Source organism: Brevibacterium gallinarum (assembly GCF_014836885.1).
GTDB classification, from domain to species: Bacteria; Actinomycetota; Actinomycetes; order Actinomycetales; family Brevibacteriaceae; genus Brevibacterium; species Brevibacterium gallinarum.
Genome location: NZ_JACSPY010000001.1, coordinates 247,642 through 268,994, shown reverse-complemented (window position 1 = coordinate 268,994; position 21,353 = coordinate 247,642). Strand labels below are relative to the sequence as shown.

At 67.8% G+C, this 21,353-nt stretch carries 18 protein-coding genes; 8 read left to right on the top strand and 10 right to left on the bottom strand.

Translation table 11 applies throughout. The features are described 5' to 3' along the window. The first annotated feature begins 132 nt into the window (after window positions 1-132). The 4 genes from H9634_RS01420 (at window position 133) to H9634_RS01405 (ending at window position 4,021) form a co-directional block, all read left to right on the top strand. Window positions 133-1,083 carry a metal ABC transporter solute-binding protein, Zn/Mn family gene (locus tag H9634_RS01420; protein WP_318244962.1) on the top strand — a complete coding sequence of 317 codons (951 nt, stop codon included), beginning with the start codon at window positions 133-135 and terminating at the stop codon, window positions 1,081-1,083. A gap of 195 nt (window positions 1,084-1,278) precedes the next feature. Beyond that, the gene (locus H9634_RS01415; RefSeq protein ID WP_191725040.1) at window positions 1,279-1,995 is read left to right on the top strand and encodes a metal ABC transporter ATP-binding protein; all 717 of its coding nucleotides are present in this window, start codon (window positions 1,279-1,281) and stop codon (window positions 1,993-1,995) included. Further along, on the top strand, window positions 1,992-2,936 hold the full coding sequence (locus H9634_RS01410) for a metal ABC transporter permease (protein WP_191725039.1): 945 nt from the start codon (window positions 1,992-1,994) through the stop codon (window positions 2,934-2,936). The genes H9634_RS01415 and H9634_RS01410 overlap by 4 nt, the downstream gene beginning before the upstream one ends. After that, window positions 2,933-4,021, top strand: a complete 1,089-nt coding sequence (locus H9634_RS01405) for a metal ABC transporter permease (protein ID WP_191725038.1) — start codon at window positions 2,933-2,935, stop codon at window positions 4,019-4,021. Before H9634_RS01410 ends, H9634_RS01405 begins: the two co-directional genes overlap by 4 nt. A gap of 978 nt (window positions 4,022-4,999) precedes the next feature. On the opposite strand, the gene H9634_RS01400 is transcribed toward H9634_RS01405, so the two are convergent. The 5 genes from H9634_RS01400 to H9634_RS01380 form a co-directional block, all read right to left on the bottom strand. Then, window positions 5,000-7,054 (bottom strand): prolyl oligopeptidase family serine peptidase, encoded by a 2,055-nt coding sequence (locus H9634_RS01400; protein WP_191725037.1) that lies wholly within the window; start codon window positions 7,052-7,054, stop codon window positions 5,000-5,002. A gap of 157 nt (window positions 7,055-7,211) precedes the next feature. Further along, a complete protein-coding gene (locus H9634_RS01395) occupies window positions 7,212-7,610 on the bottom strand; it encodes a hypothetical protein (protein WP_191725036.1) in 399 nt (132 codons plus the stop codon). Window positions 7,611-7,633: 23 nt separating this feature from the next. Then, on the bottom strand, window positions 7,634-8,656 hold the full coding sequence (locus tag H9634_RS01390) for a hypothetical protein (RefSeq protein ID WP_225210448.1): 1,023 nt from the start codon (window positions 8,654-8,656) through the stop codon (window positions 7,634-7,636). A 102-nt stretch (window positions 8,657-8,758) separates the two neighbouring features. Beyond that, a complete protein-coding gene (gene mnmA / locus H9634_RS01385) occupies window positions 8,759-9,913 on the bottom strand; it encodes a tRNA 2-thiouridine(34) synthase MnmA (protein ID WP_191725034.1) in 1,155 nt (384 codons plus the stop codon). Continuing rightward, the gene (locus H9634_RS01380) at window positions 9,910-11,217 is read right to left on the bottom strand and encodes a cysteine desulfurase family protein (RefSeq protein ID WP_191725033.1); all 1,308 of its coding nucleotides are present in this window, start codon (window positions 11,215-11,217) and stop codon (window positions 9,910-9,912) included. Before H9634_RS01380 ends, mnmA begins: the two co-directional genes overlap by 4 nt. Before the next feature lie 47 nt (window positions 11,218-11,264). Between H9634_RS01380 and H9634_RS01375 the strand changes: the two genes are divergently transcribed. Continuing rightward, window positions 11,265-11,615, top strand: coding sequence for a hypothetical protein (locus H9634_RS01375; RefSeq protein WP_191725032.1), 351 nt, complete (start codon window positions 11,265-11,267; stop codon window positions 11,613-11,615). 11 nt (window positions 11,616-11,626) lie between these two features. Continuing rightward, window positions 11,627-12,025 (top strand): hypothetical protein, encoded by a 399-nt coding sequence (locus H9634_RS01370; protein ID WP_175294138.1) that lies wholly within the window; start codon window positions 11,627-11,629, stop codon window positions 12,023-12,025. A gap of 122 nt (window positions 12,026-12,147) precedes the next feature. On the opposite strand, the gene H9634_RS01365 is transcribed toward H9634_RS01370, so the two are convergent. The 3 genes from H9634_RS01365 to H9634_RS01355 all read right to left on the bottom strand — a co-directional run bounded on the left by H9634_RS01365 (window position 12,148) and on the right by H9634_RS01355 (window position 16,716). Beyond that, complete coding sequence (locus H9634_RS01365) at window positions 12,148-13,974, bottom strand: hypothetical protein (RefSeq protein WP_191725031.1); 1,827 nt, start codon at window positions 13,972-13,974, stop codon at window positions 12,148-12,150. A 95-nt stretch (window positions 13,975-14,069) separates the two neighbouring features. Next, entirely contained in the window at window positions 14,070-15,044 is a 975-nt protein-coding gene (locus H9634_RS01360; protein WP_191725030.1) for a tetratricopeptide repeat protein, read from the bottom strand. 37 nt (window positions 15,045-15,081) lie between these two features. Further along, window positions 15,082-16,716: a hypothetical protein gene (locus H9634_RS01355; RefSeq protein WP_191725029.1), complete on the bottom strand. Its 1,635-nt coding sequence runs from the start codon at window positions 16,714-16,716 to the stop codon at window positions 15,082-15,084. Between the two features lie 262 nt (window positions 16,717-16,978). Here H9634_RS01355 and orn point away from each other — a divergent pair, with 262 nt between their 5' ends. After that, complete coding sequence (gene orn, locus H9634_RS01350) at window positions 16,979-17,581, top strand: oligoribonuclease (RefSeq protein WP_225210489.1); 603 nt, start codon at window positions 16,979-16,981, stop codon at window positions 17,579-17,581. Window positions 17,582-17,609: 28 nt separating this feature from the next. Here orn and H9634_RS01345 read toward each other — a convergent pair whose 3' ends face one another. Then, window positions 17,610-18,587, bottom strand: coding sequence for an SCO6745 family protein (locus H9634_RS01345; protein ID WP_191725027.1), 978 nt, complete (start codon window positions 18,585-18,587; stop codon window positions 17,610-17,612). 77 nt (window positions 18,588-18,664) lie between these two features. Here H9634_RS01345 and mgtE point away from each other — a divergent pair, with 77 nt between their 5' ends. Then, window positions 18,665-20,017: a magnesium transporter gene (gene mgtE / locus H9634_RS01340; RefSeq protein WP_191725026.1), complete on the top strand. Its 1,353-nt coding sequence runs from the start codon at window positions 18,665-18,667 to the stop codon at window positions 20,015-20,017. A 14-nt stretch (window positions 20,018-20,031) separates the two neighbouring features. On the opposite strand, the gene H9634_RS01335 is transcribed toward mgtE, so the two are convergent. Next, complete coding sequence (locus H9634_RS01335; protein ID WP_225210446.1) at window positions 20,032-21,294, bottom strand: MFS transporter; 1,263 nt, start codon at window positions 21,292-21,294, stop codon at window positions 20,032-20,034. Window positions 21,295-21,353 lie beyond the last annotated feature (59 nt).

Sequence of the window (21,353 nt, the reverse complement as noted above, 5' to 3'; positions counted from 1 at the left end):
ATTCCGGATTCGACAGCCTCCACTCGCTCATTTGCACCAATGATGAGTTGTTCATCAGGTAAGGCTTACCTATGATGCTGGAGTCAGATCCCGTGCAGCCGGAGTCCCCGGCTGCGTCGCGAAGGAGTTCCCGTGAAGCTTGCATCATTTCCCACTGCTGTCCTCGCTGCAGCATGCGCCGGCGTCCTGGCGCTGTCCGGCTGTGCGACTGACGGCAGCAGCACCGGATCCGGCGAGGACAAGCCGCTCTCGATCTTCGCAACCACCGGCTACCTCGGCGACGCAGCCACGCACATCGCCCCTAATGCTGAGGTCGAAGTCCTCGTCAAGGCCGGCGGCGATCCGCACACCTACCAGCCCTCCACCCAGGACCTGGAGAAGATGAAGCAGGCTGATGTCGTGCTGTGGAACGGCCTGCATCTTGAAGCGCACATGATCGATCAGCTTTCCGGCCTCGGTGAGAAGCAGATCAGCGTCGGCGATGCCGTCAGCCGGGACAAGCTGCTGCCCTGGCCTGAGAAGGACGAGGACGGCAATGACCTCCACGACCCCCACATCTGGAACGACCCGCAGATCTGGGGTGAGGCCGTGACCGCGGCAGCCGAGAAGATCGGCGAGATCGATACCGAGAACGCTGATGACTACCGCGCCAACGCTGAGGACTACGCCAAGGCGATCGAAGATGCAACCGCCGAAGGCAAGGAGAAGCTCGGCGCGATCCCCGAGGATAAGAGGATTCTCGTGACCGGCCACGATGCCTTCAACTACTTCGGCCGCACTTTCGATCTCGAAGTCCATGCCACCGATTTCGTCTCATCCGAAGCCGAGAAGTCGGCAGCTGAGATCAACGAACTCGCCAACCTCATTTCAGAGAAGAAGGTGCCGACGATCTTCGTTGACAATCTGCAGAATCCGCAGGCGATCACCGCCCTGCAGGAAGCGGTCGACTCGAAGGGCTGGAAGACGGCGATCTCCGATGACGAGCTATTCGCTGATACCCTCGGAGACTCCGCCCCGACCGACACGTACCTCGGCGCGTTCGAGCACAACATCAGCGCGATCTCCGCCGGATTGGGCCAGTAGCCGCCACAGGTGCCGCGTCGGCACGAGCGGCGCCCACGTTTCACTGCGCAGATCCCCACCGGCTCGGGCGCACGTCGGCAATCGGATCCCTCCGACGTGCGCCCGGGGCTCATTCCCGACGGCACCACGGATCCGGACCCGCTCCAGCACAGCATCTCACTCCGCAGAAGGGCAGCAGCCGAGAAAGGCAGCCTCATGACTCCAGCCATCAGCATTCGGGACCTCACAGTCTCCTACGGTGAGATTCCCGTCTTCTCCGGTCTCAGCGCCGATATCGCACCTGGACGCATCACCGGCCTCGTCGGGCCCAACGGATGCGGGAAGTCCACCCTCCTCGGCGCAGTTCTCGGCAGCGTGCCGGCTCGTTCCGGCACAGTGACGATCTCCCACCGCACCACTGCGATCGGCTACATGCCCCAGACCGCCGGCGTGGACTGGGATTTCCCCATCACCGTCGCCGATACCGTGCTCATGGGCACCTACGGCTCACTCGGCTGGTTCGCCCGGCCCCGTGCGGCGCACAGGGAGCGAGCGGCAGCTGCGCTGGAGGAGGCTGGTATCAGCGAGCTGGCTCGCCACCCGATCGGCGAACTCTCCGGAGGCCAGCGCAAGCGCACCTTCCTCGCCCGGCTGCTGGCCCAAGACTCAGATCTGCTCATCATGGACGAGCCCTTCGCCGGTGTCGACACCCGCTCTGAGGCAGCCATCCGCAGCGTGCTCGCCCGCCGGCACGCGGCCGGATCCACGATTGTGCTCGTCCACCACGACCTCGGCGCAGTCTCCGAGCTGTGCCATGAGGCGATCGTACTCGGCGGGGGGCAGGCTGTCACCGGGCCCGTCGACGAGGTGCTCACCGCCGCTGTCATCGACCGTGCCTACGGCCTCGGGCGGACTCACGAGGTGCTGCAGTGACGCTCTGGAGTCTGCTCACCGAGCATTCCTACCGGATGGTTCTCTTCGGCACCGGGATCATCGGGCTGGGTGCCGGAGCGCTGGGGGCCTTCACCTATCTGCGGCGGCAGTCGCTGCTGGCCGACGTCGTCTCGCACTCCTCGCTGCTGGGCATCGTCGGCGGCTTCGCGCTCGCAGTCACCGTCTTCGGCATCGACGGCCGTTCCCTGCCGGTGCTCATCCTCGGCGCCGGACTCGTCGGTCTCGGGGCCTCCCTGCTGGCCAATGCGATCGCCCGCCGCAGCCGGGTCGGCATCGATGCAGCTATGGCGATCATCCTCGCGCTGTGCTTCGGCGCCGGGATGGTGCTGCTGCGCCTCATCCAGAAATCATCCCTGCCCGGCAAGGGCGGGCTGGGCGCCTACCTCTTCGGCAGCGCCGCGACCATCACGCGAGCCGACCTCATCACCACGGCGATATTCTCAGGCGGAGCGATCATCGTCGTGCTGCTGCTGTGGAAGCCGTTCGTCGCCGTCACCTTCGACGCCGCCTTCGCCCGGCAGCTGGGCTACCGCGTCGGACTCGTCGACGCCGTCATGTTCGCCACCATGGTCATCGCGATCGTTGTCGGGATCAAGGCCGTCGGGGTCATCCTCATGGTGGCTTTCGCTATCGCGCCGCCTGCCGCGGCGCGTCAGTGGACCCGGAAAGTCGGCCCGATGGTCAGCCTCTCAGGAGCGTTCGGCGCGCTCGGGGCGATGACCGGCACGTGGATCTCGGTGTCAATCGGCTCGGTGCCCACTGGCCCGGTCATCGTGCTCGTGCTGACGGCGCTCGTGTTCATCTCGCTGTTCTTCGCTCCTCGCCGCTCACTGGCTGCTCGGTGGCGGCGTGCACGGCGCGGCCGAGCCGCCCTGCAGACGGCACCGGCTGCCACGCCGTGGGAGGCCGGCCGCTCATGAGCCTCATCCTCTCCGTCACCCTGCTGACAGTCGCGACCGCCGTGGCCTGCGCAGTACCCGGCATTTTCGTCGTCATCCGCCGCCAGTCGATGGTCACCGATGGGATCTCACATTCGGTGCTGCCGGGCATCGTCGTCATGGCGATGCTCACCGGATCGATCACCAGCCCCTGGCTCGTTCTCGGTGCCGCCGCCTCAGGAGTGGCCGTCGTCGGTCTCATCGAAGCCCTGCGCCACACCCGGCTGCTCGCCGGGGACGCCCCGATCGGCCTCGTCTTTCCAGCGATGTTCGCCGCTGGCGTGCTGCTCATCACCGCGAATTACTCCGGCGTGCACTTCCACGTCGAGTCCGTGCTCGTCGGCGACCTCAACCTTGTGGCGATGGATGAGATCATCGCCGGCGGCTACAGCTTCGGTCCGCGCTGGCTGTGGGTGATGCTCAGCGTCGGAGCGCTGTCGAGCCTTGTGCTGTGGCTGCTGCGCAAGGAGCTGCTGCTCACGAGCTTCGATCGCGCCTTCGCTGCGCAGTCCGGCTTCCGTCCATGGATCGTCGACAGTGTGTTCGTCGTCATCCTCGCCCTCACCGTCACCGCTGCCTTCAACGCCGCTGGGGCGATCCTCGTCGTCGCCTTCCTCGTCGTCCCGGCAGCCACCGCACGCCTGCTCTCGGGCAATCTGCGAGTCATCATCCCGCTGACGATCATCATCGCCGTCGTCTGCTCACTGGCTGGAGTGCTCACGGCCTATGTCACCGATTCGGCAACAGCGGCAGCGACAGCCACCTTCTACGGGCTCGTCTTCCTCGTCGTCTTCATCGTCCTCGATGTCTTCCCTGGTCGGTCGAGGATCGCCAGCTGGATTCGGCTGCCGGGCCGCTCCAGCAGCCGGGCCGATGCTGGGCTCAGCCGAGGCTCGCGCACTCCTGGGCGATCTGCTGCACTCCAGTCAGCCAGCCGCGTGGATGAGCCGGCTGCCCGTCAGCAGCTGCCTGCGCCTGCTCACGCGTCAACGGCACAGGCGGCCCGGCGACGAATCCGAGGTCGGCAAGTGCTGCATCCGGCAGACCCAGAGTCTCCGCAGCGCTGATGAGCCGGCGCACCGAGGTCGTGACGTCGAGCCCCGCACCCGAGGCGTCCCCGACTCCCAGCGTCAGCGCCGGAACCGTGTGGCCGGGGTCGATCGCCTGGTGGGCGTCCCACCAGGCGAAGGCCTGCTCCCATATCGCAGCAGAGATGCGGGAGCTGATGTCGATGCCGATGCTCGTGATGCCGGAGCCTGTGAGCACCTCGCTCAGGCTGCGGGCCTGGCCATGACTGTGCCAGGTCAGCGGCTGCACTCCGGTCGATGCACGTCCATGTGATCCTGGCAGAAACAGCAGCACCGACCCGCCCGCAGTCTCGATGGCCTCGCGCACGCCCCGCCAGGCGGTGACCGCCTCGGTCTCGGGCAGGGCCGGCAGCCGGGTGCGCCCGGCGGTGGTGGCCAGCTGCCCGGACAGTGCGGCAGCGGCGTGCGGTTCGTCGAGCTGGATGATGATCTCAGCGCCTGGCATCAGCCGGCGCAGGTGCGTGACATGCTCGCTGAGTCCGTGGGCGTAGCCGGCCATGACGTCGCGGCGGGCGCCGGGATCGGCCAGCGTCGATTCGCCGCGGGGTTCGAGCAGCAGGGCCGCCAGGCTCACCGGTCCCAGCAGGCTGATCTTGACCGGTCCTGCGAAGTCGGCGAACACCTCGGCGGCGGCATCGGCATCCTCCCCGAGCCGGGAGGCCGCGCGGCGGGCGTCGCGGCCGGGCAGGTGCGTCAGCCGCCAGCCGGCGGGGCTGGCCTCCACGCTCAGGTCCGCACAGAGCGCGGCGGCCCGGGCGACCCCTTCGCTGCCGGGCCCGGTGGTGACCGCCGGCAGGAACGGCACGGCCTCCTCGACGAGGATTCCTGCAGTGATGCGGGCGGCCTCACGGACATCGGACTCAGTGCGAGTCTGCCCGTCGGCCGGCCGGCCGGTGCCGGTCCAGGCGGCGGTGGTGATCGGCCAGCCCCCGCGCCCGGAGGCGAAGACGCGGCCGTTCATCGGCCCCTGCCCTGCATGCGGGCGGCCGGCAGGCCGGGGGTGGTGAAGCCCATGACGCGGCCGTAGAACGCGAGCTCCTGCTCCAGCGCGTCCTGCCGGGTGGCCGGCTGCACGAAGCCGTGGGCCTCACCCGGGTAGAAGGTCGCGCTGTAGGGCAGGCCGCGGGCTTCGAGCGCGGCGATGAGCAGCCGGGCCTGGCTCGGCGGGACGATCGGATCCTCATCGCCCTGGAAGATCGCCACCGGTACGCGCAGATCATCGAGCAGGTTGACCGGGGCGAGGGCGGCGTAGCGCTGCGCCTCCTGCGGGTAGGGTCCGATGAGCCCGTCGAGATAGCGGGATTCGAAGTCGTGGGTCTCCTCGGCCAGGGCACGCAGGTCCCCGACCCCGTAGTAGCTGGCACCGGCGGCGAACACCTCGGTGGTGGTGAGGGCGCGCAGCACCGTCCAGCCCCCGGCCGAGCCGCCGGAGATCGCCAGGCGGGCTGGATCGGCCTCACCGGCATCGACGAGGCCGCGCACCGCGGTGATCGTGTCGGTGACATCGAGGACGCCCCACTGCCCGCGCAGCGCATCCCGGTAGGCCCGGCCGTAGCCGGTCGAGCCGCGGTAGTTGACGTCGATGACGCCGATGCCCCGGGAGGTGAAGAAGGCGTGGTGGGCGCTGACCGCTGGCACCTCCTGGCCGGTCGGACCGCCGTGGACGAAGGCGACATAGGGCGGGCGTTCGCCCTCCGGGCCGGTGAGCTCAGGGTGGTGCGGCGGGTAGACGATCGCATGGATGCCGGCGAAGGTGCGCACCTCGGGGCGCGGATAGTAGGCCGGATGCGACACCTCGGCGCTGAGGGCGACCGGTTCGGTCTCTCCAGTGGCCAGGTGGTGCAGGTACAGGCCGTGCACGCGGCTGGCCGAACCGCCGGTGAGCAGCACGGTGTCCGCGGTCCGGTCCTGCAGGCTCATCGTACTCAGGCCCGGGTCGAGATGCTGCTGCTCACCGGTGCGCGGATGGGCCCAGATGAGCCTGTCGGTGCCGAAGCGGGCGAGTGCGAGGATGCGTCCGCCGCCAGCGGGCAGATAATGCCGCTGGCCCAGCGTCCACAGCGGCCCGCCGATCTCCCCGTCGGCTGCCAGCAGCAGCTCCTCCTCAGCCGGTCGGAACCCCGGCTCGCGGCGGGCGGCAGCCCGGAAGGCCGGCACATCGAGGGCGTAGAGGTTCCAGATGCCGGCCGGGTCGGCAGCGACCGCGAGCCGGTGCGCGCCGATCCATTCGGGCTGCAGGATCGACATGCCCTCCCGCTGCCAGATCCGTTCGGCCTGCCCGGTGGCCACGTCGATGAGGATGAGCGCGGTCTCATCCCACGGCATGTGCGGGTGGTCCCAGCCGATGCAGGCCACCGTGGTGCCGTCGGGGCTGAGCCTCGGCCAGGCGAGGAAATGGGCACCGCCGCCGAGGCGGGTCGCACCTGTGTCATCGACGCGCACGACGTGCCGGCTGATGGCCCCGGTGGGTCCGGTGTCCGTGTGGGATTCCTCGATCGCCAGGATCTGCCCGCCGGTGGCGGTGAGATCGCCGTAGCGGACCCGCCCGCCGGTCTCCGGAGTCAGCGCGGTGGGTTCGGCCAGTGCGCCAGCGGATGGTCCTGGGTGCTGTGCAGCTTGGGTGTTGGTGTGCTGACCGGCGTGCGGGGCAGCCTGGGTGTTGATGTGCTGACCGGTGTGCGGGGCAGGCAGCTCCAGTCTGTAGAGGCGTTGGTCATCTGCGTTGACGAAGACGACGGTGTCGCCGTCGACGGCGAAGCCCCCGCCGCCGTACTCATGGACGCTGGAGCGCACCGAGAAGCCGGCCGGCAGCAGTCGGCGTGCCTCGCCGAGCCGGCCGGTGGGATTGAGGAACAGGCCGGTGCGCCCGTCAGCTTCGCTCATCCGGGCAGTGTAGAGGATGCCCTGCCGTGTGAAGCGGGCGGTTCCGACCGGCTGGGAACTGGCGGCCACCTCGGCGGCGGTGATGGGAGAGGGCCAGGAACCATAAGGCGCAGTGGTGCGGGCTGTCATGCGCACCACAATACTCTGAGCCGACATCTCACCGGCTCGGCTGTCGCCGGCTCGATCGTGCCTGCACCAGCGTTCGCTCTGTCGGCTACCGCCTGCTCGATCGCGCCCGCACCGGCGCTCGTTCTGCCGGCTGCCACCAGAGCTTCAGGGCTGGTGCTCACCCGGTGCGCCGGTGCGCACGCCGGCGCACGATGAGGCGCAGAGCACCGAGGACTGCGATGGCAAGGGAGCACAGCCATATCCCGCCGAACACGAACTGCACCACGCTGCTGTCAGAGCCGGCATCGGCAAGCAGCAGCACCCAGGGAACTGTGAACAGCGGCGAGAGCAGCGCGCACACCAGTCCCCCAACCGCGGCGTGACTCACTGCAGAGATGCTGACCCTCGCGGCATCCATCACCAGACGCACAATCACGCACACACCGCTCGCAATGACCAGCCACAGCATGCAGGCGAACAGTCCAGCGTCCACCAGGCCCGGACTCATCTCGGCACCTGCCAGGCCCACGCCCAGAGCCGCCACACCGACCGCGAGACCAGCGCAGCCGACGAGCACAGGCGTCAGCTCTGACATTCGCATCACCAATTACATGCCCTTGCGACAGCCCTGGCATCCTTTTTCTTGAAAGCGCTCTTAACTCCGCGCGCAATTTCCGTGCGCGCCCAGTTCGGTTTACTGCGACGATAACCCTCAAGATCAATCTTAAAAGTTCCGTACAATCCGAGAATATGGCAGTCCCACTGCTGCCGCATAGTGGCCTTTTTCATAGACCTGGGATAATGATCGACCAGATCCGCGTACCCAAGGTTTGCAGTCTTTCGCCAGTCATGCACTCTCATTAAGCGAGCAGCTTTCGTCACCTCAACCTGAACTTCCCAGGAACCCTTTTTCCAGCGCTCGTGATTGACGCGCCTGATGATTCCACGCTTAAAGAGTGGATCCGCCACAACAGGATAGTTAACTCCCGCGCCACTGAGATCAATACGTTGAGTCAGAACATCTCCCTCAACCGTATACCAACTTGGCACCGGCAACCCTTCTGAATCTACAGCCCAAGCGGGTTCAAAGCCTCCGAGGAACTCGCCGGACTGGTTTCTCACAAGCGCCACCGACCCATCGGTAGTAATTTCTACGCCGTCGGGATGACTGACACGGTACGATACCGCCGCAGCCTTCACCCCTCGCGGGAGGACTACACCAAACTGAACCTCATCTTCCTGCTTGGGAGACAACACATGACCATAGCCGCGTTCATCGACTCCCGCGAATGACGAAATTTCATCCATTCTTCTAACGTGCTGAATGTCGGCGACCGGACTGATTGTCACCGCGCCGTCAACATTCCCTTCACCTAAAGTCATTGACAGCGAATTTAAATCCGGAGCACTCACTTCATCGTCAGAATCCATATCGGCACCTTGACTGAAGGGCGTCACTTCTTCCATCGTAGATCTCCGCAGAACTCCATCCAAAGCGATGATGTCCGCCTCGGTTACGCCTTGATCCTGGGGAACAGCGAACGCTGCCTGACTGAAAGAAGTCGCAATCAATCCGAGGGAAACGGTTCGAGTAATAGCGGTCAAGATTCCATGAGTAAACATGACGCGGGAAGCCTTTTGGAGGGGAGTCCGACGGGAAGAAATTCATCGGGTACATTGAGCATATCACCTGTCGCTACCAGCAGGCAATGGCGTTCGCCCTGCTCAGGCGGTCTGATCGATCGTTGCCTGCCCGAGCACGCGGGTGCCGCGGTAGATGACCATCGTCTGCCCGGCGGCCACCCCGGACAGCGGCTCCTCGACGGCCACGTGCATGATCTGTCCGCGCGGGCGCGGGGCCGGCAGGTTCTCCTCGTGTGCTGGGACGGTTTCGTCGACCTCGCCGAGCCACACGCGGGCCGGCACCGGATCGGCGTGCGCCCGGATCTGGATCTCGCAGTCGATCGCGGTCGTCTCGCTGTCGCCGATGTCCGATGGCGGCAGCCCGCACCAGGTGGTGCGGATGCCTTCGAGCCGGTCGACGCGCAGCGCCTGCTTGGGCCCGACGGTCACGGAGTTGTCGGCGACATCGATGCCGACGACGTAGCGCGGCTTGCCGTCAGCGGCCGGCTTCTCGATTCCGAGTCCCTTGCGCTGGCCGATGGTGTACGTCATCGCGCCGTCGTGCTCGCCGAGCACCTCACCGGATTCGTCCTTGATGAGGCCCGGGCGCATCGGGATCTTGTCGGCCAGCCACGCCTTGGTGTTGCCGTCGGGGATGAAGCAGATGTCGTAGGAGTCCGGCTTGTTCGCCACCGGGAAGCCGCGTTCGGCCGCCTCGGCACGCACCTCGGCCTTCGAGGCGGAGGCGCCGATGGGGAAATAGCAGTGTGCGAGCTGTTCGCTGGTGAGCACGCCGAGCACATAGGACTGGTCCTTGTTCAGATCCAGCCCGCGGTGCAGCTCCGGGCTGCCGTCGGCTGCCGGGATGATCTCGGCGTAGTGGCCGGTCGCCACGGCGTCGAAGCCGAGTGCGAGCGCCCGGTCGAGCAGGGCTGCGAACTTGATGCGCTCATTGCAGCGCATACACGGGTTCGGGGTGCGGCCGGCGGAGTATTCGGCGATGAAGTCATCGACGATGTCCTCCTTGAACCGTTCGGAGAAGTCCCACACGTAGAACGGGATGCCGAGCATCCCGGCGACCCGGTGGGCGTCGCGGGAGTCCTCGATCGTGCAGCAGCCGCGCGAACCGGTGCGCAGCGTGCCGGGCATGCGGGACAGCGCCAGGTGCACGCCGACCACCTCGTGGCCGGCGTCGACGGCGCGAGCGGCGGCGACAGCGGAGTCGACGCCGCCGGACATCGCGGCAAGGATCCTCATGACTGGCCTCCTGCAGGTGTGGCGGACGTGCCCGAGGCAGTGGTCGCCGCGCCCGAGGCGGTGGTTGCCGTGCCCGAGGCAGTGGTCGCCGCGCCCGAGGCGGTGGTCGCCTGCCATGACGGGGCGGCAGAGACCATCCCGGCCTTGGCAGCGCGTTCGACGATGCCCGGCAGCGCGTCGAGCAGTGCGTCGATGTCGGTCTCGGTGGTCTCCGGGCCGAGGGTGAAGCGCTGCACGGAGCGGGCGGTGTCCTCATCGGCCCCGCAGGCCATGAGCACATGGGAGGGCCGGGACACCCCGGCCTGGCAGGCCGAGCCGGTGCTCGTGGCGAAGCCGGCGGCATCGAGCAGGAACAGCAGCGCGTCGCCTTCGCAGCCGGGGAAGACGATGTGGACGTTGTTCGGCAGGCGCTCGTCCCCGCGCCGTCCGGACAGGCGGGCTGAGGGGATGCGCTCTTCGATGCCGGTGATGAGCCGGTCGCGCAGCCGGGCCGTCTCTGTGGAGTCGAGTGTGCGGCAGGCGCGTTCGGCGGCTGCCGCGAAGGCGGTCGCACCGGCGACGTCGAGGGTGCCGGAGCGGACCTTGCGCTCCTGTCCTCCGCCGTGGGCCACCGGCACCGGGGTCAGGTCGCGGGCGAGCACGAGCGCACCGATGCCCACCGGCCCGCCGAGCTTGTGGGCGGTCACCGTCATCGCAGCAACACCGAGTTCCGCGAAGTTCACCGGCACCTGCCCAAAAGCCTGCACCGCATCAGTGTGGACCGGGATGCCGTACGGTTCGGCGATCCGGGCAAGCTCGGCCACCGGCTGCAGGGTGCCGATCTCGTTGTTGGCCAGCATGACCGACACGAGGGCGGTGCGCTCGGGTGCCGCGGCGATCTCCGCCTCGGCGGCGGCCAGATCGAGCCGTCCGGTCTCATCGACAGGCAGGAAGACGAGTTCGGCACCGCAGGATTCGAGCCATTCGGCGGTCTCGAGGATCGCGTGGTGCTCGATCGCGGAGACGAGCAGCCGCGGACGCTCGAAGGGCGCGGCGGTGCGGCCGGCGTTGCGGGCCCAGAAGATGCCCTTGAGGGCGAGGTTGTCGGCTTCGGTGCCGCCGGAGGTGAAGATCACCTCGGATGGAGTCGTGGCGCCGAGGCAGTCGGCGAGTGTTTCGCGGGCGGCTTCGATGCGCATCCGGGCAACCTGACCGTCCGCGTGAAGCGACGAGGGATTGCCGACGCGGTGGAGTTCTTCGGTGAAGGCCGTCAGCACCTCAGCGGGCATCGGCGAGGTGGCGGCGTGATCGAGATAGACGCGCACTGACCCCATTCTACGCGGCAGCCTCGCATGGGTCTAAAATATTGGGCGTGCTCACCGTACTGACCTACACCCTCTTCGCCGCCTCGGCCGCCCTGTGCCTGTGGGCGCTCGTGCAGACGATCCGCAATCGGCCAGCCGGCATCCTCATGCTCGGCGGGGCCGGCGTGCTGCTGCTCCTGCTGCTCGTTCAGCTCGTCGTCTCGATCGTCATGTGGGGCCAGTCCGGCGACACCGACGGTGTGCTGTTCTTCGGCTACCTGTTCACCGCGATCGTGCTGCTGCCGCTGGCCGGGTTCTGGGCATTCGCCGAACTCAGCCGCTGGGGGCCCGGCGTGCTGGCCGCCGCTGCTGCGACCGTGGGCATCATGATCGAGAGGATGGACCAGATTTGGCTGTGAGCTATTCGGCCATGCACACCGGTCCCGGCCGGGGGCTGACCGCGGTGTACGGGATCTTCGCCCTGGCGGCCACCGCACGAGCCGGTGTGCAGCTCATCCGCGACTACCACGAGGCGCCGCTGGCGTACTCGCTGTCGGCTCTCGCAGCCGTCGTCTACATCATCGCCACCGTCTGCCTCGTCATCGGCTCGCGCACCTCGCACCGGATCGCGGTCGCGGCGACGACCTTCGAGCTCGCCGGCGTCATCGTCGTCGGGTTCCTCAGCCTCACCCACCCGGAGCTGTTCCAGAAGCCGAGCGTGTGGTCGCTGTTCGGGATCGGCTACGGCTTCATCCCGCTGGTGCTGCCGATCGTCGGGCTGCTGTGGCTGCGCCGGGTCGGCAGGCGGGTGGCAGCCGACCGCGCCTGAGCCCGGTGCGCCCGGGCACGCCGCGGCTGGGCATGCCGCACCTGGGATTGGTGCGGCTGAGCTTGCCGCAGCTGACGTGACCGCACCCGAGGCGTCGGGCAGGCAGCCGGCTCGGCGGTTCGTCAGTCGGTGGTCTGGGCTTCGAGCAGGAACCAGTCGGAGCCGACGATGAGGTTGGTCTGCTCTGAGCCGAGGAGCATGTAGGGGATCGAGGTGCTGATGAGCAGCTTGCCGCCCTCGAGGTCGCTCGTCATGACCGCTTCGAGCTCTTCGCCGACGTCGATCGACCCGCCGGAGCGAACCGTGAGTTCGATCGTGCAGCGCACTTCGCCGAAGGACACGTCCCCGGTTTCGGTCTTGAGCCCGTGTTCGGCCAGCGGCACGGTCGCCTCATCGTAGGGGTCGCAGGTGACTGTGGTGCCCTCGAAGGCCTCGTCGTTGCCGGCCATCTCATCGACATAGTCGCGGAATCCGGTGAAGGCGTCTGAGGCGTATTCGATGTTCTGGTCGTTCTCCGGGATCTCACCGGTCTCCAGGTACTGCTGGAGGGTTTCTTTGGCGGTGGTGCCGAGCTCGGTGAACTCTGTGCCCGACTGCTCGACCGCGCCGGTGCCGTCGGCCATGAGGGTCGGCACGTTCTCCTGCGGAACGAAGAGGCTCTGGGTCACCTGCCAGTCCTCGCCTGCTGATTCGCGGGTGACGAGCATCGCCTGGACGGTCTCATCGCTGTCAGAGGGCTTGCCGAAGGCGATGAACCACATCGGGTACTCGGCAAAGGACGGGCCGCCGGCGACGATCTGGTCGAAGTTCACTGCTGAGAGCTCCGTCTTGGCAGCCTTGGCGATGAGGATCTCGGCGCGGGTGCGGTCGAGCAGCGGCGGAGCCTGGATCTTGTCGAGCTGATCCTCATCGCCCTTGAGGCTGGCGTCGAGGCGCTCGGTGTAGGAGGTGAGGAACTCACCGGCCTCCCCTGCGCGCAGGGCGGGGCGCTCGAACTCGGTGAGGTTCGGACTCGAGGGCTGGGCAACCGGCAGCGGCGAGCAGCCGGCCAGCACCCCGAGGGTGACGACAGACCCGATGGCGGTGGCCTTCCGTGCCCGCTGGGCGGTGGCCTTCCGTGCCAGCTGGGTGGTGCGCTGGCTGCGGTTCTTCCGCGCGGTCGCGCGTGTGGCTGAGGCGGCTGTCCGGCCGGCCAGGTCCTTTGCGCGGGCACCGAGGTCGGACATGCGGGATCCACCTGAGCCGCCGCGACCTGACCCACCGCGGCCCGATCCGGTGCAGCTCGATCCACCGCGGCCGGACCCGCCGCGGCCGTACTCGCGGCGCAGCCGGCGCCGGCGTCCGGGGCGAGCGTCAAGCCAGCGCAACAGGAAGTAGGCAGCCGTGCCGAAGGCGAGGATCGCCAGAGCCAGGCCGATGAGGCTGGCGGGGAACACTCCCCCGGTGTCCATGTTCAGCTGCAGCTCGACTCCATCGAGGTTGCCTTCCGGGTCGGCTGGGGCGACGACGATGACCTCACCGGATTCGGCGTCGAGGTCGAAGGTGTGCGACAGCTGGCTGCCGGTCTGGGAGGCGGTCCACCAGTCCCGGCCGGCCGCGTCGTTCAGCGGTGCCGGCTCCCCGTCGATGAACCGGGTCTTAAGCGCCAACGGGAAATCGATCTCGGTGACTTCCTCATGGGCGATGCCGGTCAGGTAGCTGTCGACGTCGACTCCGCTGGCCGTGCCCATGAACAGTTCCGCATCCCCGCTGACCTGCAGGGTCGCCTCGGTGTTCTCGAACGGCACCAGCTGCGGGTTGAGTACGAAGGCGTAGGCCCCGTCGTGGATCTGCGATGGTGCGGTGTCGACGATGTCATCGGCGCCGACAACCGACAGCGCTGACAGCGACAGGGCAGCGCAGACGAGCCCGCCGATGGCGGAGAAGGCAGCCAGAATGAGGCGAACCACGCGGTTGAGCGGTCCTTTCTCGTGCGGGAACAGATGGACGGCGAAAACGGTCAGCTGGCACCGGCCGGCTGGCGGCAGCGAGCCGGTGAGCCGGTTCAGAACAGGGCGCGCATGAGGCGTGAGCGGGCCTTCGTCACGCGCTGGTCCTCGGCACCGACGACGTCGAAGAGATCGACGAGGCGGGTGCGCACGCGCTCCTTGTCGTCTCCGGACAGACTCGGCAGGATCGTCAGCAGCCGGTTGAAGGCGTCCTCGACGTGTCCGCCGGCAGCGTCGAGGTCAGCACAGGCCAGGGCCGCATCGACGTCGGTGGAGTCGGATGCCGCTGCCTGGCGAACGGCCTCGGGATCGGCGTCCTTGACGCGCTTGAGCAGGCCGACGCGAGCGAGCCCGAGCCGCGCTTCCTCATCGGCTGGCGCCTCAGAGAGAGCCGTGCGGTAGATCCGCTCGGCTGCATCGAGGTCGTCGCGTTCGAGTGCCTCGATCGCTTCGGGGTGGGCTGGGCCGGCAGCTGCCGGGGTCTGCTCACCGGCGGGCACGGCCGTCTTCGTCACGCCGTTCTGCGCAGCAGCGGCGACGAGCTGTTCGAAGACCTGGCGGACCTGCGGTTCGGGCTGGGCGCCCTGGAACAGCGGCACCGGCTGGCCCTTGAGGATCGCGACGACCGTCGGGATCGACTGCACCTGGAAGACCTGCTGCAGCCGCGGGTTGGCATCCACGTCGACCTTGGCGAGCACGACCTTGCCGCCGAAATCGCCGACGACCTTGTCCAGCACCGGGGAGAGCTGCTTGCACGGCCCGCACCAGTCGGCCCACAGGTCGACGACGACCGGAACGCTCATCGACAGTTCGACGACGTCGTTGAAAGTCTCCTCGGTGACATCGAAGACCAGCGCCGGCACGCTGACGGTGTCCGCACCGGCCGGTGCGCCGCCGACCGGCGCGCCACCGGCTGGGGCGCCCCCGGCTGGGGCAGCGGGTGCGGTTTCGGCCTGGCTGCGGCTGCGCACGGCGGACAAGTCGAGTCCCTGACTGCCGGCGGTGTTGGGGTGTGCGGGGTGTTCGGTCATGCTCGTGTGAGTTCCTTTCGCATAGGGCCGCTGCAGCTCAGAGCAGCTTGGCTCCGGTGAGTGCTTCACTGAATCCGACAAGGGTGATCTGGCCGTCCTCACCGGGCGGGACGACGAAGGTGACCATGTACTGGAACTCGGTCTCCAGCTTCTTCTTCGTCGTCTTCTCGCCGGTGACCTCCGCCTGGGTCTTCGGCAGAGTGATCTCGCCGGTGCGGTCGTCCTGTTTGTCCGGGGTGATCGTCGAGGTGCCGCGGATCGAGCCGGTCACCAGTGCGCCGCCGTCAGCGGTGCGCTGAGCGACGACCTCGGGACCGCCTTCGTATGAGAAGTCGACCTTCGCCTTGCCCTCGGACAGAGTGTCTTTCTGCTTCTTCTGCGCCTCGGCGATGTGCTTGCGCAGCGCATCCTCGGTGTAGGCGCCGGCGTCCTCGGCGTCCTTGCCCTTGGCCAGCACCTCGGCGTACTTCTTGACGGTGTCCGCCGGAGTCTGGCGCAGCCCCTCGGCATCTGCCGGCAGCAGTTCTGCGCCTTGCCGGGCGTCGGCGACCTCGGGAATCTGGGCGCCGCCGAGGATGACGGTCTGCGCCCACAGCTTGTAGTCAGCCCGCGGGTCGGCCTGGGAGAGCACGAGCACCTGCAGGCTGCCGTCCTCAGCGCTCTTCGTCACCAGTTCGGTCACACGCGGCCACTGGTCGGAGGCGGCGGTGAAGTTCAGGACGATCTCATCAGCAGCGAGCGGCGGGGGCAGCTTGGCGTCCTTGGCCTTGCCCTTGACCTTGTAGGCGGCTTCGCGCTGCTGCAGGGCCGGGCCGTCGGCACGGGCCTTGAGCGCCTCGGCGTCGGTGTCCTTGTCCGCAGCGGCGACAGTCTCGGCGACCTTGCTGAGGATCTTCTCGGCCTGCCCGTCGTCGATGACGGCCACCGGGGTCTCCGGCGGATCGGACGGCTTGGCCTTGGGCACCTCTTCGGAACCGCAGCCGGCGAGCGCGATGACCGGCACGATCGCAAACGCCGCACCGGTCTGGGCGAGCTTCTTGCGCCGCTCCTGGCGCGCCTGCCGGCGCTGGGCCTCGCGGATGGCCTTCTTGCGGTTGAACCAGCCGGCGAGGATGCCGAGGCCGATGAGGATCGCACCGATGACCATGAGCGGGATCGCCCACGGGGTGGCGGTGTCGTTCGGCCAGGCCAGCGTCACCTTCGACGCCGCCGGGGCCTCACCGTCGGTGCCGATGACGAAGCTCGTGCGTCCGGCGTCCTGGTCCCATTCGAGCGTCGCCGGGGAGACGGCGGTGGTTTCTGCGTTCCACAGGTCAGCGCCGGCGACCGGCGGGGTGGTGTTCTCCTCACCGTCGACCTTCTCGGTCACGAGCCCTCCTTCACCGTCGACACCGGTGACGGTGGTGTGGGTGCTGGTGCCGACCCACGCGTCGACGTTCTCCTTGCTGGCCTGCGCGATCGTGATCTCACCTTCGCCCTCGACGGCCAGCTCAGCCGGCGTCTGGTAGAGGTTGAGCACGCCGGGCTCAACGACGATGACCGAGCCGGGATCATCGAAGGTCGCCGAGCTGGTGATCTGGGTGTCCGGCGCCCAGGCGGTCTTCTGCAGTATCCCGATTCCGCCGAGGATGAGGCCGGCGATCACCAGCAGTCCGGCAAGGAAATAGCGCATGGAGTCCCTTCGTTCAACGGCTCAGGCGCGGGTGCGCACGCGTGCTTCAAGTGTAGTTGACCAGCCGCGGGATCCCGGGGCGACCCGGCGCGGCGGAGGACAGCCGATCAGGTTACCGGCCCAGTCTGAGTGTTCGCTCAGTCCGCAGGCGCAGGACTCCGGCACCGAGGCGGTGGGCACCGGTGCCGAGGCGGTGGCCTGGCGGCCATGTCCTAGGATTGCTCGTGTGGCTACCGACAAGATTGTATGGATCGACTGTGAGATGACCGGCCTGAAGGTCGGCACCGACGAGCTGGTGGAGATCGCGTGCATCGTCACCGACTTCGACCTCAACCCCGTCGACGAGGGCATCGACATCATCATCCGGCCCTCGGATGCGGCGCGTGCGCAGATGGGTGAGTTCGTCACGAACATGCACACCGCCTCCGGGCTCATCGACGAGCTCGACTCCGGCACGGATGTCGCCTCTGCCGAACAGCAGGTCATCGACTACATCCGCCGGCATGTGCCCGCCTCGGTGCGCGCCCCGCTCGGCGGCAACTCAGTCGGCACCGACAAGCAGTTCCTGCAGGCGCAGATGCCGCACCTCGTCGAGGTGCTGCACTACCGGATCATCGATGTCTCCTCGATCAAGGAGCTGGCCAAGCGCTGGTACCCGCGCGCCTACTACTGCGCCCCGGCCAAGACCGGCGGGCACCGGGCGCTGGGCGATATCCAGGATTCGATCCGCGAGCTGCAGTACTACCGCACACTGCTCTTCCGCGCAGAGGAGCCGACTGGCGATGAGGCGACCGCGGCTGCCCAAGCGGTCAGCGGCAGCGAGTCCGAAGCAGCAGAATCTGCGCCAGCACAGCCCGAGTCCTGAGCCGCTGAGCCGCCTGCCGGGTGCTGCCTCAGCGGCGCCTGACCATTCCCGACCCCGGCGCGAACACCTTCGCCGGGAACACCCCGGACTTCACAACGGTGCGCGCCAGCGGCGTCGCCAGCTCCGCCAGCCGGGCATGCTCATGCTCATCGAGCATGCTCCACGCGTGGGCGACGGTGTCGTCGGTGGCGTCCTCGATCGCCTCACGCAACACGATCGCCTCATCGGTCAGCGCCAGCCCGCCGGTCGCCGCCTGCTCCGGGTCGGCCGCCTCGGCGTCGGCATGCTGGCCGGTGCGCTGCAGCAGGCCGTTGTCGATCAGCCCCTCGACATAGGTGTCCCAGATCTCGTGCGACCAGCCGCGTGAGCGGCGCGCGGCCCGCGCGGTGAAGCTCGTGCCGCTGGCCACATGCAGGATGACCGATTCCAAACCGGTGAGATCGTGGGCCAGCAGCGCAGCGATATGGCCGTCGCCGCGGTATTCGCGCAGCAGCGTCACCGCCGCCCACAGCTGGGTCAGCGGCGCGAGCACGCCGTCGCTGGTGGCGATCCCCTCCGACAGCGCCTCGGCATGGGCGGCGAAGAGCGGCCGGCCATCGGGCAGCATCACTTCGAGCACCGGCTGCAGCAGTGTCAGCACCTCGGCGGCGGCATCGGCGAGCGCATCGGTTTCGACACCCTCGGCGGTGAAGATCTCAGCCATCATCTCCTCGACCCCGCGATGCCGGGCGGCGAGCACCGCCTCGGGCGCGGCGACATCCCAGCAGGCGGGGACGAACTCGCTGATAAAGTCAGCGTTGAAACTGTAGAACGTCGCAGCGACGACCGAGGCCTGCACCCGGCCGAGCGCAGCCGAACGCGCAGCGAAGTACCCGCCAGAGGGGTGCGTCAGCCCGATCTCGGCCAGCGCGCGGGCGACCGCCGGGGAGAAGTAGCTGGCGGAGTGAAGGGCATCAAGGCGCTTCGTCGTCGTGCGGATGCGTTCGATGTGCTGCGCGTCATACATGGAACCAGCATAAAAGATGCGGATGAACTCAGCGCCTGCCGCTGAGCGCCGATGAGACAGAAGGAGGGTGTTGGAACATGCGGATTGAGGAGCTGCGCGCCAGTTATGAGCAGTCGCTGCAGGAGGCAGTCGACCGCAACGACGTCTATGCGATGACCCACACCCTCGATGAGATGACCGTCAGCGATGTCACCGCGGTCATCGAGCGGATGAACCCGCGCGACCGGGCGGTGGTCTACCGGCTGCTGTCGAAGGACCGCGCCGCCCAGGTCTTCGACGCCCTCGACGCGGAGCTGCGCGGTGAGCTCGTCATCGGTCTGACGGACAAAGAGGTCACCGCCGTCCTCGACGAGCTCGATCCCGATGACGCCGTCGAACTGCTCGATGAGCTGCCGGCCGGGGTCGCCTCGAAGATGCTGCGCACCCTTGATCGGTCGCAGCGGGAGCTGACGAGCATTGTCCTCGGTTATCCGCGCGGTTCGGTGGGACGCCGGATGAGCCCGCAGCTCATCCACGTGCTCGAGACCGCCAGCGCTGCCGAGGTGATGGAGCATGTGCGGGCGCGGTCGAAGGACTCGGAGACGCTGTACACGATCCCGGTGCTCACCGCCGACCGGATCGTCACCGGTGTGGTGAGCCTGCGCGATGTCATCGAAGCCGCACCGGACACGCTCGTGCGCGACTTCATGGTCAAGCCCGAGATGGTCCACGCCCGCACCCCGATCGAGACCGCTGCCCGCCGGTGTGCGGAGGCGAAGGTGCTCGCAATGCCGGTCGTCGACTCCGAGCAGCGGCTCGTCGGCATCTTCACCATCGATGATGCGCTTACGGTGCTCGAGGACGAGGAGTCCGAGGACCTGGCGCGCATGTCCGGTTCGGAGCCGCTGCGCCGGCCGTACATGTCGACCTCTGTGATCACGCTCATGCGCTCGCGCATCATCTGGCTGCTCGTGCTCGCCATCGGGGCGACGCTGACGGTGCAGGTGCTGGAGGTCTTCGAGGCCACACTGAGCCAGATGCTCGTGCTTTCGGTGTTCGTCCCACTGCTCATCGGCACCGGCGGCAACACCGGCAATCAGGCGGCAACGACGGTCACGCGTGCCCTGGCGCTGGGCGATGTGTCGCCGCGGGACTCGTTCAAGGTCATCGGCCGAGAGTTCCTCGTCGGGCTCACGCTCGGCGTCTCGCTCGGCACGCTCGGGTTCCTGCTCACAACTGCGGTGTACGACTTCCACATCGGACTCGTCATCGGGCTCACCCTCATCTGCGTGTGCACCATGGCCGCCACCGTCGGCGGAGTCATGCCGATGGCAGCGCAGGCGCTGCGGGCGGACCCAGCCGTGTTCTCCAACCCGTTCATCACCACCTTCGTCGACGCCTCCGGTCTGCTCATCTACTTCGGCATCGCCAAACTGCTGCTCGGGATCTGAGCGCCAGGTCTGTGTCAGTCCACACCGCCCACGCGGTTGCGGTGGTACTGGTGGCCGGCGGCCGCGAGCAGCAGCGCCGAACCGCACCAGATCGCCGCGGCCGGGCCAGCCGGCGCGGCGATGACACCGGCGATGAGCGGCATCGCGACCTGGCCGATGCGGTTGCCCATCAGCCGCATCGCCAGGGCCGAACCGCGCCAGGCCGAGGGCACCGATGAAGTGATGAGCGCCATCGTCAGCGGCTGCCCGAGACCGAGGAAGAATCCGCTGATGAGCATCAGCAGCGCTGCCAGCCACATCCAGTCGAGCACGATCGGCGGGAAGATCAGTGACAGCCCGGCACCGAGCACGCTGACGAAGACGAGCAGGCGGCGGTCGAAGCGGTGGGAGAAGTACGGCAGGAACACGCGCGAGATGATCGAGGAGACACCGCGGACTGCCAGCAGCACGCCGATCCAGGCCGGGGCGACACCATGCTCCTCGCCGACGAGCGGGAGGAAGGCGACGAGGATGTCGAGGACGGCCAGCAGCGCCAGCGACGACAGCATCGCCGCCCGGATGTCGCCGTTGGACAGGATCGAACGCACGCGCGCCTTCTCCGGCTCCGTCGTGTCCGGTGCGTCCGTCTCCGGCTGCGGGTCTGCAGTCCGCTCCCCCGCCTCGGGACCGGTCGATCCCTGCTGGCGGGGCTGGAAGGCCCGGGAGCTGAAGAACATGAGCGGCACCGCACCGGCGGTGATGATCGCACCGAGCCACAGCGCCAGCGACACCTCGCCGGTCCGGGTGGCGGCCTGGCTGCCGAGCAGCAGGGTGACGCCGAGCGGACCGATCATCTGCCCGGCGGAGTAGGCGGCGGTGAACCAGCCGAAGCCGAAGTCGAGCTGGTCGGCCCGCGCGTAGCGGGCGATCGAGGACTGTCCGGCGATCGTGAAGACGAGGTGGCCGATGCCCAGGATCGCATTGGCCACTGCCACGAGTACGAGTGACTGGGCGAGCGCGAGTAGCACGCCGCCGGCGACGAGAATGAGCGCGCCGACAAGGACCATGAGCCGCAGCCGGGTGGTGCGATCCGACAGCCGTCCGAGGGCGAGTGCCGCCACGAGCGGAACGAGGGCGTAGATCGCGGTGACGAGACCGACAGAGGTCGCCCCGGCGCCGAGGTCGATGAGCTTGTACGTCGTCACCGGACGCAGCAGGTACACACCGGTCTGCGTGCATACGGCGGCTGCCACGAGCAGCCACAGCCACATGTGCGAGGACTGCTGTGCCCTGTTCATCTGCCTGTCTGCCTGCGCCTCTCTCACGTGCTGCCGGTTGTGCTGTCATCGTATACCCG